The sequence below is a fragment of the Parvimonas parva genome (assembly GCF_045866535.1).
Classification (GTDB): domain Bacteria; phylum Bacillota; class Clostridia; order Tissierellales; family Peptoniphilaceae; genus Parvimonas; species Parvimonas parva.
Genome location: NZ_AP038371.1, coordinates 1031069 through 1045764, shown reverse-complemented (window position 1 = coordinate 1045764; position 14696 = coordinate 1031069). Strand labels below are relative to the sequence as shown.

Below are 14696 nucleotides of genomic sequence, written 5' to 3'. Positions count from 1 at the left end.
AATTGAAAAAAAAATGATATAATACCATTATGAAAATTTTAAATTTTCATAATGGTATTTTTTTAGGAGGCGTTTTATGTCTTTTTATATGAATTCAGATAAAGGAAATGTTAGAAAAAATAATGAAGACAGTTTTCTTTTTGAAAGTTTTGAAAAATTGAATATATTAATTTTAGCTGATGGTATAGGAGGACACGAAAGAGGAGAAGTTGCGTCTAATTGTGCAGTTAATGTAGTTATGAATTATATAAAAGATAATTATAAATTGTATGCAAACTATTCACATTTGTTAGTTGATGCTTTTTGTGAGGCAAATAAAATTATTTATCAAATGAATTTAGAAGAAATTTCAGAAGGTGAACCAATTTCTCGAAAGACGATGGGGACAACTTTGGAAACTCTTTTGATAGACGGAGATACTTTATATTTTGCTCATGTTGGAGATAGTAGAATATATATTAAAGATGATAATTTTAAAATGTTGACTAAAGACCATTCTTTAGTTCAATATTTATATTCCAGTGGAGCGTTGACAGAAGAAGAAGTAGAGAATTATAGTGACAAAAATTCTCTTTTAAGAGCAATAGGAACAGAAAAATATATAGAAGTCGATGTTGATAGTATGAAGATAAAAAATAATGATATTTTGCTTGTATGTTCTGATGGACTTACAAATGAAATGAGTGATGATGAGATTTCAGAAATGTTAGACTTGAAATATAGTGCAAAAGAAATGGTTGATAATATTATATCTGCTGTTAAAAATGGTTTAGCAAGAGATAATGTTACTGTTGGAATTTTTAAAAATGATGAGGTGATTTTATGTTAGGTTCGGTTTTAAATGGTAGATATGAGATACTGGAAAAAGTTGGCATTGGTGGAATGGCCATTGTATATAAAGCAAAAGATATTTATTTAAAGAGAATTGTTGCGATTAAAGTTTTAAAAGAACAATATCTTGAAGATAAGGAATTTATTAAAAAATTTGTTATAGAGGCACAATCTGTTGCGAATTTAAATAATCAAAATATAGTTAAAATTTACGATGTTGGACAACATATCGAGAATGATAAGACATATAACTATATTGTTATGGAATATATAAATGGTAAAACTTTAAATCAGTTAATAAAAGAAAAAGGAAGATTAAATTCAAATGCAGTTGTTGCTGTATCTAAACAAATAGCAAATGCTCTTGATTGTGCACATAAGCATCATATAATACACAGGGATATAAAACCACATAATATTATTATAGATGAAAATTTGAATGTTAAGGTTACAGACTTTGGTATTGCAAGAATTGCCACAAGTTCAACAATAACTTATACTTCTTCAGTTCTTGGAACTGTTCATTATATTTCTCCTGAACAAGCAAAGGGAAAATTTATTGATGAGAAATCAGACCTTTATTCTTTAGGGGTTGTAATGTATGAAATGGTAACAGGTAGAGTGCCTTTTGATACAGATAATGCAGTTGGAATAGCTATGCAACATATAAATGAGCCGTTAGTTGAGCCGATTAGACTTGTTCCAAATTTAGAGCCTTGGATAAATTCTATAATTGTTAAATGTATGGAAAAAAAACCAAATGATAGATTTGATAGTGCTGAAAGTTTGATAAAAGCTTTGGAAGATAGAAAAATTGAAAAAAATCAAAAGGTTACATTTAACGACAATAGTGATAGAGCATTGTATAAGGAATCTGTTTACAAAACTAATAAGCAAAAAGACTTTGTTTCCAGTAAACCACCGGTTAGAAATACTAATAAAAATAGGGAAATACTTGATAAGAAAAAAGGAATTTTTGATCACAGTATAACCTATGTTATTTTAGCACTACTTATAGTTGTTTCTGTTTTCTTTATTTATAGACTAGCTGTTTCAAATAAAGCCGGAAATACTGTAAAAGTACCACCGGTTGTAGGTTTAGAAAAAAATGAGGCTATAAAGGTTTTAAAAGATAAAAAACTTAATGGACTTATTGTAAAAACTGTTAGCGATGATTCTGTTGAAGCGGGTAAAGTTGTTAGTCAATCTCCAAGTCCAAATGCAGAGGCAAAAGAGGGAACAAATGTTGAACTTACAGTTAGCGTTGGAAAAAATAAAACAATAGTTCCAAATCTTTCTAATGTTGAGTATGATAAAGTTGAAGGATTGTTAAAGAAGAGTAATTTAACTTTAGGCAATGTTGAAAGAAAATATGACGATAAAGTTGAAGAAAATAAGGTAATTAGTCAAAGTATAAATTATGGTGAAGAAGTTGAAAAAGATACTAAGATAGATATTGTCGTTAGTAGAGGAAAAGAAGATAAGAAAGTTGAAGTTCCTGATTTAGTCGGTAAAACTGAGGCAGAGGCAGTTAAAATGTTATATGATATCGGACTTTCAGTAGGAAAAACTGAAAAGAAAGAATCTGAGCAAAAAGCTGGAACTGTAATATGGCAATCTTATGGAAAAGGGACTAAGGTTGATGCTGAAACTAAGGTTGATATAACAGTTAGCTCAGGAAAATCTGCTAAAGAAAACACTTTAGATATTACTTCTTCTAATGATCCGGGATTTGTTATAAAAAAATATACTATTGATGAACCTAAGAAAAATTATGTTTTATTAGTTACTAGAGATATGGGACCTAATGAAACAAGATTATATGAAAAAACAATGGTTACAAGTGGTGGAAAACTTACTATAAATATTAAAGCTAAGTTTGAAGAAAAATTCCACATTTATGTAAATGATAAGCTTGTACTATCAAATGAGAATTAATATGTTTGAAAATGGAATAATATTTGATATTTCAAAAGATTTATATTATGTAAAAACTGAAAATGGAAACTATATGTCTAAGGCTAGGGGTGTTTTTAGAAAGCAAAAATTTTCTCCGATGGTTGGAGATAATGTTAAGATTGAAATTTTTGATGATAATACTGCATATATTGTAGAAGTATTTGAAAGAAAAAATGAAATTTTAAGACCTCCGGTTGTAAATGTTGACCAAGCCATTGTGGTTTTTTCACTGAAAAATCCTGAAATTTCGTATAAAATTATAGATAGATATATAATGTATTATGAAATAATGAATGTTCCGATAATTTTGTGTTTGAACAAATGCGATTTGATTGGCGAAGAACTTGAAAGAGAGTTTAAAAGCATTTATGAAAAGCTGGGATATAAAATTATATTTAATAGTGTGAATTTAGATAATAAAAAATTATTTAAAGAACTATGTGGGGACAAAATTTCTGTTATTACAGGTCCTTCCGGAGTGGGGAAAAGTACAATTTTGAACTATTTGAATCCGAATTATAATATTTGGGTTGGAGAAATTAGTAATAAGACAAAAAGAGGAAAGCATACTACAAGGTCTGCAACTTTATATGAGATTTTTGAAAATTCTTTTATAATAGATACGGCAGGTTTTACTTCTTTGGATATTACTAAATTTATAGAAAATGAAAGCCAAATTAGAGATGCTTTTATAGAATTTAAGTACAATTTAGAATGTAAATTTTCGGATTGTAAACATATAAATGAGCCAAGTTGTTATGTGAAAAATGAACTTGAAAATGGAAATATAAGTAAGAGTAGATATGACAGTTATCTATTCTACTTAAATGAGTATTTGAAAAATAGGAGGTACTAAATGTTAGAATTATCACCATCATTGTTGTCAGCTGATTTTACAAATTTAAAATCAGATTTGGAGGTGCTTGATAAAAACGGAGTTAAATATTTACATTTAGATGTAATGGACGGTATGTTTGTTCCAAATATTTCTTTTGGGCCAATGATAATTAAACAGTTAAGGCCTTTAACAAATATGGTTTTTGATGTTCATTTGATGATTGAAGAGCCGGATAGATATGTTCAAAATTTTAAAGATTCCGGAGCTGATATACTAACTGTTCATTATGAGGCTTGTAAGCATCTTCATAGAACTATATCATATATAAAATCATTGGGAATGAAGGCAGGAGTTTCATTGAATCCTGCAACAAATATTGATGTTTTGGATTATGTTTTGGAAGATTTAGATTTGGTTTTAATTATGAGCGTAAATCCAGGTTTTGGTGGACAAAGTTTTATTCCGTCAGCTATTGATAAGATAAAAAATTTAAGAAAAAAAATAGATGAGAGAAATTTGGATGTAATAATAGAGGTTGACGGTGGAGTTAAAACTACAAATGTTAAAGATGTAATAGATGCAGGAGCAGATTTAATAGTTTCAGGCTCTGATGTTTTTGTTGACAAAGAAAATAGAATTAAGGCTTACAAAGAGATTTTTGAAAATTATAAAAAATAATTTTTTGTGAGTTATCATACAAAAAAGATTGAACTCTCAATCTTTTTTATAGTTGAAAAAAGAAAAAGAGGTAAATATGTTTATAGATATTGCAAAAATAGAATTAAAAGCCGGAAAAGGTGGCGACGGTTGTGTATCTTTCAGAAGAGAAAAATACGAACCGGACGGAGGCCCTTATGGTGGCGACGGTGGTGATGGTGGTAGTGTAATTTTTATATCTGATGAAGGAGTTAGAACTCTTATGGACTTTAGGTATAAGAAACATTATTTCGCACAGAATGGAGAAAACGGAAGAACAAAAAGACAATACGGTAAAAAAGGAGAAGACTTAATAGTTAAAGTTCCTGTTGGAACATTGATTAAAGACTTTGAAACTAATAGAGTAATTCACGATTTCAAAGTTAAAGATGATGAATTCATCGTTGCAAAAGGTGGTCGTGGAGGTAAAGGAAATGCAAGATTTGCTACAAGTACAAGACAAGCTCCAAGATTTGCACAACCCGGTAAAAAAGGGGAAGAAAGAACAATTAAGTTAGAATTAAAATTAATTGCAGATGTCGGTCTTGTTGGACTTCCAAATGTTGGAAAATCTTCTTTGCTTTCTGTATTAAGTGATGCAAAACCAAAGATTGCAAATTATCATTTCACAACTTTAGAACCGAACTTAGGAGTTTGTAGAGTTGAAGAAAATAAATCATTTGTGATTGCAGATATTCCAGGGCTTATTGAAGGAGCAAGTGACGGAGTAGGGCTTGGTTTTGAATTTTTAAAACACGTTGAAAGAACTAGACTTTTGGTTCACGTTTTGGACGTTTCCGGAATTGAAGGAAGAGATCCAATCGAAGACTACAATACAATTTATAAAGAATTAGAACTTTATAATGAAAATATAAAAAATAAAAAAGAAATAATTGTTGCTAATAAAATGGACTTGCTAACTTCTAATGAAAATTTAGAAAGAGTTAGAGAATATTTTAAAGATAGAACAATATTAGAACTTTCAGCAGTTACACAAATGGGTGTAAAGGAATTAAAATATAAAATATTTGATGAATTATCAAAAATTGAAATAGATTATGAAACTTTTGATGAAGAATATGAATATGTAGAAGACCCTGAAAAAGAGGCTTATGAAATTTATAGTGAAGATGGAACTTTCTACATTGAAGGACCACTTATCGATTATTTAGTTTATATAACAAATTTTGAAGATTATGATTCATTAAAATATTTCCAAAAAGTTTTGGCTGATAAGGGAATAATTGAAGAATTAAAACAAAAAGGTGTAGAAGAAGGACAATCCATTGTAATTGGTGAAATGGAATTTGAATTCTTTGAATAAAGGAGAGTATATGATAAATCCAAAACAAAGAGCGTTTTTAAAATCTTTGTCGCACTCTATGGAGCCTGTTATGAATATAGGTAAATATGGAGTTAACGACGAAACTATAAGACAATTAGATTTAGCTTTGGAAAAAAGAGAACTTATAAAAATAAAAATTTTAAATAACAATTTAGATGATAATAAACAACTTGTTGAACTGGTTTTACAAAAAACCAGAGCAGAGTTTGTTCAACATATTGGAAATAAATTTGTTATTTATAGAAGAAAAAGAAAAGATGAGAACAGAATAGAGTTACCATAATGAAAATAGGAATTTTTGGTGGGAGTTTTTCTCCCATTCATAATGGACATTTGCAAATAGCTGAGGATTGTTTAATTGAAATGGGACTTGATAAAATTATTTTTCTTCCCAATTCTAAACCACCACATAAAAATGTAGAAAAATTTTCTTTTGAAAATAGAGCTGAGATGTTAAAACTAGCAATAGAGGATAATGAAAAATTTGAGATTTCTCTTGTTGAAGAAGATTTTTTAAAAACGCATTATTCATACAATACAATGAAAGAAAATTTTTGTAATGGTAAAGATAAATTTTATTTTATTATGGGTGATGATGAATTTTTAAATATTAGTTCTTGGTATGAATATGAGAAATTTTTAGAAATAACTTCAGTTATAGTTTTTTTGAGAAAATATAATTTAGATTTTATTTTAGATAAAAATAAATATTTAATAGAAAAATATGATATTAATATCGTGAAAAATTCTGTAATTTCAATTTCTTCAACAGATATTAGAAATAGAATGAATGAAAAAAAATCTATAAAATATTTAATCCCTAAAAAAGTCTATAAATATATCTACGAAGATTTGAATTATTTTGACATTAATAAGATAAAAAAAGATTTAAAAGAAAAACTTTCAAAAAATAGATATGAACATTCATTAAGAGTTGCAGATTGTTGCAAAAGACTTGCTAAAATTTATAAAATTGATGAGAATAGAGCGTATTTATCTGGACTTGTTCATGATTGTGCCAAAAATTTGGAAGAATTTTATATGTTGAATAAAAAATTAAATTCTGATATAATATTTGATACCGAAGAAAAAGATAATGAAAATCTTAAACATGCTCCGATAGGTGCAATTGTTTGTAAAGATTTATATGGAATTTTTGATGAAGAAATAATTTCAGCTGTTCGTTATCATACAACAGCAAAAGAAAATATGACTTTGCTTGAAAAGATTTTATTTATATCTGATAAAATTGAGCCTGGGAGGAAGTATGATACAGTTGATGAGCTTAGAAGACTTGCTGATTTTGATATAGATAGAGCTATTGTAAAATTTTTAAATGATAGTTTTGAATATTTAGAAAAAAAATCACAAAAAGTTCATCATCTATCTGTTAAGGCAAGAGATTATTTAGTAAATAAGGAGTAGTTTTATGGAAAAACTTGATATTATATTAAAAGCATTAGATGATAAAATTGCAGAGGATGTTGTAACGATAGACTTAAAAGGAAAATCATCTATTGCTGAATATTTTGTTATTGCAACCGGAAGTGTAATTAATCACAATCAAGCTATTTGTGATGAAGTTGAATTCCAATTAAAAAAGAATGATATGGACTGTTTCGGTACAGAAGGATATAAAGACGGAAATTGGATTTTGTTGGACTGTGGAGAAGTTATAGTTCATATTATGACAAAAGATTATAGAAGCTATTACAATCTTGAAAGATTGTGGGCATAGATTTTAGGAGGGAAAGAAATGAGCGTAGAATTTTTAAAAACTGAAAAGGCTCCAGCAGCTATTGGACCTTATTCACAAGCTGGAAAAGTTGGTAATTTAATATTTGTTTCTGGACAATTACCAATAACTAATGGAGAATTACAAACTGAAATAAAAGCAGCTACACTTGCTAGTTTAACAAATGTTTTAGAAATAATTAAAGCAGGTGGTGGATGTTTAGAAAGTATTGCAAAAGTTAATGTATTTGTAAAAGATATGAATGACTTTGAAGCAATCAACGGAGTTTATGCAGAATTTTTTGGTGACCACAAACCGGCTAGAGCTTTAGTTCAAATTGCAAAATTACCAAAAGATGCTTTAATCGAAATTGAAGCAATAGCAGCTGTTTAAAAAATATTTTTAATACTGATGTGAAAGCATCAGTATTTTTTTATGTAAAATATAAAAATTTTTGAAAAAGGCTTGACAAAATTAAATAAATGATTTATACTATTTGAGTATTAGATTTGCACCTTTAGCTCAGCTGGCAGAGCACCTGACTCTTAATCAGGGTGTCCAGGGTTCGAACCCCTGAAGGTGCACCAAGATTGACAGCTATTTTATATAGCTGTTTTTTTGTGTAAAAATAATTTATTTATATTTACTTTATTTTGGGTAAATTCTATTCATAAAGTAAAATTTTGTGTATATTAAATGAATATAAAAATAAAATTTTGTATTAAATGATTGCAAAAAAACTTAAAATGGTATATAATGAGTAGCCGATAAAATTTTAGGAGGATGTTATGGATTTAAAATCAAAGATTAGAGTTATTGAAGGATTTCCGAAGGAAGGAATCAGTTTTAAAGATATAACTACATTAATTAGTGATGGAGATGCTTTTAAACAAGCAGTAGATATTATAAAGAAAAATTTAGAAAATAGAAACATAGATTACATAGTTGGACCTGAGGCAAGAGGTTTCGTTTTTGGTTCAGCAGTTGCTTATGCTTTAAACATTGGATTTATTCCTGTTAGAAAGCCTGGAAAATTACCGGGAGAAACTGTTTCTTTTGAATATTCACTTGAATATGGAACAGATGTTTTAGAAATTTGCAAAGGAACATTAAAAAGTGGAGATAGAGTTGCAATAGTTGACGATTTACTTGCTACTGGTGGAACGATTAATGCTTGTGCTAAATTGATTGAATCACAAGGTGCAAAAGTTGTTTCAATGCAATTTTTAATGGAATTAACTGAGCTTAAAGGTAGAGAAAAGAATAAAGACTACCAAATAGATTCTGTTTTGGAGTATGATATTTAATGAGAATTGATAAATTTTTAAAAAATTCACGTCTTATAAAGAGAAGAACTGTTGCAAAAGAGGCTTGTGAGAAGGAAAGAATTTTTAGAAATGGTAAGGCAATGAAACCTTCTGACGAAGTTAAGGTTGGAGATATTATTGAATTAAAATTTGGAAATTCTGAAGTAAAAATTAGAGTTTTGGATATAACAGACAGTCAAAAGAAGGAAGATGCTCAAAAAATGTACGAAAATCTTTAAAAATCTTTAAAAATCTGTAAAAACTGTTGAAAAATTATATTTTTTAGTATATAATCATATTAGATAGGGGTGATAGCTTGATGAATAAGAAACATAGAGGTCGAGTTAGACTTTACTCTTTAATATTTTTAGTTTTTTGTATCGTTTTTGGAAAAACTTTTATTTATCAAGTTCGTGAAAAAAATAGATTAAATGCTAAAATTAATTCTTTGGAAGAAAGAAAAGATAAGTTGAATAGTGAAATTATTGAGGCTAAGGATAATCTTCAAAAGGTTGATAGTGAGGAATTTGTTAAAAAAGTAGCTAGAGAAAAACTTAAAATGATAGAAAAAGATGAGATAGTAGTAAAGTATAAGGATTAAGACTAATAAATTAATATGGAAGGGAGCCGAGTATTTTTGCTCGGTTTTTTTGATTTTATGAAGAATAGATTTTTAAAAATTTTAAAAAATTATAATTTTAATAATGTGGGAATTTTACTTGCCGTTTCAGGTGGTAAAGATTCTATGACGATGTTAGATTTGTTTAATTCTTTTAAAGATGAATTTAAACTTAATTTAATTGTTTGCCATTTCAATCATTCTTTGAGGGATAATGCCGATAGAGATGAGAACTTTGTTAGAGAACAATGTGAAAAGTATGGTTTAAAATTTTATTCTAAAAAGGAAGATGTAAATAAATTTTCAGTTGAGAACAAACTTTCTACTGAAGAGGGTGCAAGAATTTTAAGATATAAATTTTTTGATGAAATTAAGAAAAATGAAAATTTAGATTATATTGCAACTGCTCATAATAAAAATGATTTGGCAGAAACTGTTATTATGAGAATTTTAAGGGGAACCGGTATTAACGGTTTGGTTGGAATACAGTCTGAAAGAGGAGATTTGATTAGACCTGTTTTGGATTTTTCAAGAGTAGAAATAGAAAATTATATCAAAGAAAATGATATTCCTTTTGTTGAAGATGAAACTAATTTTGAAGATATTTATAGTAGAAATAAAATTAGGTTAAATCTTTTGCCTATGTTGGAAAGGGAATATAATTCTAAGATTTGTGATGCACTTTGTAGATTGTCAAACATTGCCTCAGATTATAGTTATATCTCAAGAGAATATATTTTTTCTAAAAAAGGAAATTTATGGGATTTTGATGGAGATAAAATTGTTGTTGATATTTCTAAATTACGTTTAGAATCTGTTTCGTTTAGAAATATTTTATATAGAGAAGTTTTTGAGTTTATAAGTAAAAATCCAAATGGAATAAGTTATAAAATAATTGAAGAAATAGATAATTTGATTTTTGCAAAAACGGGTAAATATATAGAGATAAAAAATGTTGTTTTTAAAATTGAATATGATAAATTACTCGTTTACAGTAAAAATATTTTGAAAAGTTCAGAAAATGATTTTTATTTTGAAAATTTAGATTTTTCTTTGTATTCTACAAAATTTTTTGATATAATTATAGAGTATTCAAATTTTGAAGAATTTAAAAACTTAAAACAAAATAAAGATATGTTTTTTATAAATAAAAAATATCTTAGTTTGTTAAAAATTAGAAATAGAAAAAATGGAGATTTTTTAGAGTTTGAATTTGGCAAAAAGAAACTTAAAGATATATTTATTGACGAAAAAATAAGTAAAGATATTAGAGATGATATACCTATTTTTGAAATCGAAAATAATATTGTTTGGGTTTCTAATATTAGAAGGTCTAATAAATATTTGGTTGATAGATTAGATGATATTGTAAAAATTAGAGTTTTATCAAAGGAGAGATTATGAAAAGATTAGATTGTATCGTTAAGTCAGATATGAAAGAATTGCTATTAGATGAAAAAACTATTAAAAATAGAGTTGAAGAGCTTGGTAAAAGTATAACTGAATATTATGAAAATGAAGATGCTGAGCTTGTTGTTGTTGGTATTTTAAGAGGGTCAAGTTTGTTTTTTGCAGATTTGATTAGAAATATAAATTTACCAATTTTAATAGATTTTATGGCTATTTCATCTTATGGAAGTTCATCAGAAAGTGGAGTTGTAAAAATTGTAAAGGATTTAGAGGCTGATGTTACAGGAAAAAATATTTTAATAGTTGAGGATATTATAGATACAGGTAAAACTTTAAAATATCTTTTTAATTACTTTAAAGAAAGAGGAGCTAAAACAGTTAAGGTTTCCAGTATGTTAGATAAGCCTGAAAGAAGACTCGTTGATATTTCCGGAGATTTTGTCGGTTTTGAAGTTCCAAATGACTTTATAGTTGGTTATGGTTTAGATTATAATCAATCATATAGAAATTTACCATATATAATTTCGTTAAAAGAAGAAGTTTATAAATAAATTAATTAGGAGGTAGAGCGTGAATAAGAAAACTAAAGCGTATCTTATATATTTGATACCGGTTTTATTTTTAGCTGTATATTTCTTTGCTATAAAGACTTCAGCTCCTGTCGTTAAGGAATATACTGTTACAGAAATCGTATCAAAGATAAAAAATGATGAAGTTGCTGAGGTAACTACTCAAGGAGCTTATATAACAGGGAAATTAAATGATAAAGATAAAACAGAATTTAAAACTTATTTGCCACAAGAATTTAGATTTAAATTTTATGATAACTATCTAAAGGCTAAGGTTGACAATAATACTTTAAAATATAATGGTAAAGCTGAACCTACAAAACCATTTTATCTTGAAATTTTACCAACTCTTATAATTCTAATAGGACTAGGTGTACTTTGGTTTATGTTTATGAGACAAGCCCAAGGTGGTGGAAAGGTAATGAATTTTGGAAAGAGTAAAGCCAGACTTCATAAGGATAAGAAAAATGAAGTTACCTTTGGAGATGTTGCAGGACTTGAAGAAGAAAAAGAAGAATTACAAGAAGTTGTAGATTTCTTAAAATCTCCTAAAAAGTACAGCGACATTGGTGCCAGAATTCCAAAAGGTGTATTAATGGTTGGACCTCCGGGAACAGGAAAAACTTATCTTTCAAGAGCTGTTGCAGGAGAGGCAAAAGTTCCTTTCTTTAGCATAAGTGGTTCAGATTTTGTTGAAATGTTCGTTGGGGTTGGTGCCTCAAGAGTTAGAGATTTATTCGAAGAAGCAAAGAAAAATGCTCCTTGTATAATTTTTATAGACGAAATTGATGCTGTTGGTAGAAGAAGAGGTGCTGGACTTGGTGGTGGACACGATGAAAGAGAACAAACATTAAACCAATTACTTGTTGAAATGGACGGTTTTGGTGTTAATGAAGGAATTATCGTTATGGCTGCAACAAACAGACCCGACATACTTGACCCGGCTATCTTAAGACCTGGTAGATTTGACAGACAAATTTATGTTGGTATTCCAAATGTGAGAGAAAGAGAAGCAATACTTATGGTTCATACTAGAAACAAGAGATTGGCTCCAGATGTTGACCTTAAGGTTATTGCTAAACATACAACAGGATTTACTCCGGCAGACCTTGAAAACTTGTGTAATGAGGCTGCGCTTTTATCAGCAAGATATGGTCAAAAAACTATCACTATGAAAGTTTTTGAAGAGGCCTCAATAAAAGTTGTTGCAGGTCCCGAAAAGAAATCAGCAGTTGTTACAGATAGAGATAGAAAGATTACTGCATATCACGAGGCAGGACATGCTATTGTTTCAAGATTTGTACCATTATCAGACCCTGTTCAAATGATTACTATTGTTCCTAGAGGAAGAGCTGGTGGATTTACTGCTTATACTCATGATGAAGATAGTCAATATATGACTGTAAATGCAATGAAATCAAGACTTGCAATGATGCTTGGTGGACGTTCAGCTGAACTTATAATCTTTGAAGATTTTACAACAGGTGCATCAAACGATATTGAAAGAGCTACAAAACTTGCAAGAAATATGGTTACAACTTATGGAATGAGTAGTAAGATTGGCCCTATAAATTATGATATGGGCGAAGAAGAAACTTTCTTAGGCAGAGATTTCGGCAAGGGAAGAACTTACTCAGAAGATATTGCAAAACTTATTGACGGAGAAGTTAAGGATTTACTTGATGAGGCTTATGCTACTGCTCAAAGAGTTTTAAATGAAAATATTGAATTTTTACATGCTGTTGCTAAAAAATTACTTGAAGAAGAAACTGTAAGTGGAAAAGATTTCGAAGATATGTATAAAAAACATATGGGTATCGAAGAAAAATTCGAAGTTACAGAAGAAGTTAAAACAGAAGAAGTTAAAACAGAAGAAGTTAATTTAGAAACAGAAGAAGTAAATAGTGAAGTAGTTGAAGAAACTGTTGAAAAAGTAGAAATAGAAGAAAATAAGGAAAATTAGAATTAAGTAGAAGTTCGCTTCTACTTAATTTGTATGGAGGATTTTATGAATAGTGGAGATTTGTTATTAATAGTATTTGGAGTAGTTTTAATATTTGTAATAAAGAAAATAGTTGCTATGTTCCAAACAAGAAAAAAATTAGAAGGAGAAATATCAACGATTAAACTTAGAGGAAGAACTGTTTTACTTGCTTTGTCCATCTCTTTAGTAGGATTTGGAGTTGTTTATACAATAAAAATTAGAGATATTTACAGTATAGTATATATTTTAATCGGACTATGTTATTGTATCGTTTCTCTTGATAAATTATACATTGCAGAAAATGGATTTTGTTTTGACGGAAAATTTGCTGAATTTAAAAAAATAAAAAAATGGACTCCTATTAGCAATAAATTTTATGAAGTTGTTGTTGCAGGAGATATGAAAGATGAAACTTTAACTATTCCACTAGATAAGGAAAATTCTGAAAAACTTTCTATTATAATAAAACAAAATAAGGCAAGACCAAAGGCTAAAAAGTAATGAAGTTATACGAAGAAAATAATTTAGTAATTTTAGAAGATGTCGAAAATTTCGACGCCAGAGCAATATTTACTTGTGGTCAAGCTTTTAGATGGTATGAGGAAAAAGACGGAAGTTTTACAACTGTACATTTAGGAAGAGTTTTAAATGTTTTAAATGAAGAGAATAGAGTTGTTTTCAAAGGGACTAATTTAGAAGAATTTAACGAAATTTGGATAGATTATTTTGACTTAAATACAAACTACCAAGAGATAAGAAAAAACTTAGCAAACAACGAAATTTTACCAAAGGCAATGAAATACGGAGAGGGTATTAGGATTTTAAATCAAAATCATTTTGAAATGTTAATAAGTTTTATAATTTCAGCCAATAACATGATTCCTAGAATAAAAAAATCCATTGAAGTAATTTCTATGAGATATGGAAAGTTTATCTGTGAAGATGAAAATAGAAAATATTACTCATTTCCAACGGTTGAAGAGCTTAGTAATGCAACAGTTGAAGATTTAAGAGAATTTGCAAAAGTCGGCTTTAGAGATAAAAGAATTTTTGATACGGTTAATATGATTTTAAACGATAAAATTGATTTAAATAGTTTTGAAAGTTTAGAAACAGATGTTTTAAGAGAAGAACTTTTAAAATTTTCTGGAGTAGGAAATAAAGTTGCCGATTGTATTATGCTATTTTCATATAAAAGAGGAGAAGTTTTTCCCGTTGACGTTTGGATAAAAAGAGTTATGGAAGAACTTTTCATAAAACAAGAAACACCTGTAAAAAAAATAGCTAAAGAGGCGAACAGAATATTTGGAAAATATGCAGGATATGCACAGCAATATCTTTTCTACTATGGAAGAGAAGAAAAAATAGGTAAATAGAAAATTGTAAATGAAGGGGAAACCCTT

The 14696-nt window shown here is 28.4% G+C and carries 17 protein-coding genes and 1 tRNA gene; all 18 read left to right on the top strand.

Annotated elements, in window-relative coordinates:
• The first annotated feature begins 76 nt into the window (after positions 1-76).
• The 18 genes from ACKTSI_RS05160 to ACKTSI_RS05075 all read left to right on the top strand — a co-directional run bounded on the left by ACKTSI_RS05160 (position 77) and on the right by ACKTSI_RS05075 (position 14669).
• Complete coding sequence (locus tag ACKTSI_RS05160) at positions 77-829, top strand: PP2C family serine/threonine-protein phosphatase (RefSeq protein ID WP_288868391.1); 753 nt, start codon at positions 77-79, stop codon at positions 827-829.
• Positions 823-2769, top strand: a complete 1947-nt coding sequence (gene pknB / locus ACKTSI_RS05155; RefSeq protein ID WP_308577726.1) for a Stk1 family PASTA domain-containing Ser/Thr kinase — start codon at positions 823-825, stop codon at positions 2767-2769. Before ACKTSI_RS05160 ends, pknB begins: the two co-directional genes overlap by 7 nt.
• A 1-nt stretch (position 2770) precedes the next feature.
• Positions 2771-3646, top strand: a complete 876-nt coding sequence (gene rsgA, locus ACKTSI_RS05150) for a ribosome small subunit-dependent GTPase A (RefSeq protein ID WP_407862628.1) — start codon at positions 2771-2773, stop codon at positions 3644-3646.
• The gene (gene rpe, locus ACKTSI_RS05145) at positions 3647-4306 is read left to right on the top strand and encodes a ribulose-phosphate 3-epimerase (protein WP_288868396.1); all 660 of its coding nucleotides are present in this window, start codon (positions 3647-3649) and stop codon (positions 4304-4306) included.
• Between the two features lie 76 nt (positions 4307-4382).
• Positions 4383-5648 carry a GTPase ObgE gene (gene obgE, locus ACKTSI_RS05140; RefSeq protein ID WP_288868397.1) on the top strand — a complete coding sequence of 422 codons (1266 nt, stop codon included), beginning with the start codon at positions 4383-4385 and terminating at the stop codon, positions 5646-5648.
• Between the two features lie 10 nt (positions 5649-5658).
• Positions 5659-5952, top strand: a complete 294-nt coding sequence (gene yhbY, locus ACKTSI_RS05135) for a ribosome assembly RNA-binding protein YhbY (RefSeq protein ID WP_068472933.1) — start codon at positions 5659-5661, stop codon at positions 5950-5952.
• On the top strand, positions 5952-7094 hold the full coding sequence (gene nadD, locus ACKTSI_RS05130) for a nicotinate (nicotinamide) nucleotide adenylyltransferase (RefSeq protein ID WP_407862627.1): 1143 nt from the start codon (positions 5952-5954) through the stop codon (positions 7092-7094). Before yhbY ends, nadD begins: the two co-directional genes overlap by 1 nt.
• Positions 7095-7098: 4 nt before the next feature.
• Entirely contained in the window at positions 7099-7407 is a 309-nt protein-coding gene (gene rsfS / locus ACKTSI_RS05125) for a ribosome silencing factor (protein ID WP_201275007.1), read from the top strand.
• An 18-nt stretch (positions 7408-7425) separates the two neighbouring features.
• Positions 7426-7797: a RidA family protein gene (locus tag ACKTSI_RS05120; protein WP_407862626.1), complete on the top strand. Its 372-nt coding sequence runs from the start codon at positions 7426-7428 to the stop codon at positions 7795-7797.
• Between the two features lie 118 nt (positions 7798-7915).
• Positions 7916-7991, top strand: a tRNA-Lys gene (locus tag ACKTSI_RS05115).
• Positions 7992-8192: 201 nt separating this feature from the next.
• A complete protein-coding gene (locus ACKTSI_RS05110; protein ID WP_407862625.1) occupies positions 8193-8711 on the top strand; it encodes an adenine phosphoribosyltransferase in 519 nt (172 codons plus the stop codon).
• The gene (locus ACKTSI_RS05105) at positions 8711-8950 is read left to right on the top strand and encodes an RNA-binding S4 domain-containing protein (protein ID WP_068472921.1); all 240 of its coding nucleotides are present in this window, start codon (positions 8711-8713) and stop codon (positions 8948-8950) included. The genes ACKTSI_RS05110 and ACKTSI_RS05105 overlap by 1 nt, the downstream gene beginning before the upstream one ends.
• Positions 8951-9030: 80 nt before the next feature.
• Positions 9031-9312 carry a septum formation initiator family protein gene (locus tag ACKTSI_RS05100; RefSeq protein ID WP_068472919.1) on the top strand — a complete coding sequence of 94 codons (282 nt, stop codon included), beginning with the start codon at positions 9031-9033 and terminating at the stop codon, positions 9310-9312.
• A 36-nt stretch (positions 9313-9348) separates the two neighbouring features.
• The gene (tilS, locus tag ACKTSI_RS05095) at positions 9349-10734 is read left to right on the top strand and encodes a tRNA lysidine(34) synthetase TilS (protein ID WP_407862624.1); all 1386 of its coding nucleotides are present in this window, start codon (positions 9349-9351) and stop codon (positions 10732-10734) included.
• Positions 10731-11291 (top strand): hypoxanthine phosphoribosyltransferase, encoded by a 561-nt coding sequence (gene hpt, locus ACKTSI_RS05090; RefSeq protein ID WP_308578113.1) that lies wholly within the window; start codon positions 10731-10733, stop codon positions 11289-11291. Before tilS ends, hpt begins: the two co-directional genes overlap by 4 nt.
• Before the next feature lie 19 nt (positions 11292-11310).
• The gene (gene ftsH / locus ACKTSI_RS05085; protein WP_407862623.1) at positions 11311-13272 is read left to right on the top strand and encodes an ATP-dependent zinc metalloprotease FtsH; all 1962 of its coding nucleotides are present in this window, start codon (positions 11311-11313) and stop codon (positions 13270-13272) included.
• A gap of 45 nt (positions 13273-13317) precedes the next feature.
• Entirely contained in the window at positions 13318-13794 is a 477-nt protein-coding gene (locus tag ACKTSI_RS05080; protein WP_288979626.1) for a DUF5673 domain-containing protein, read from the top strand.
• Entirely contained in the window at positions 13794-14669 is an 876-nt protein-coding gene (locus tag ACKTSI_RS05075) for a DNA-3-methyladenine glycosylase family protein (protein WP_407862622.1), read from the top strand. The genes ACKTSI_RS05080 and ACKTSI_RS05075 overlap by 1 nt, the downstream gene beginning before the upstream one ends.
• Positions 14670-14696 lie beyond the last annotated feature (27 nt).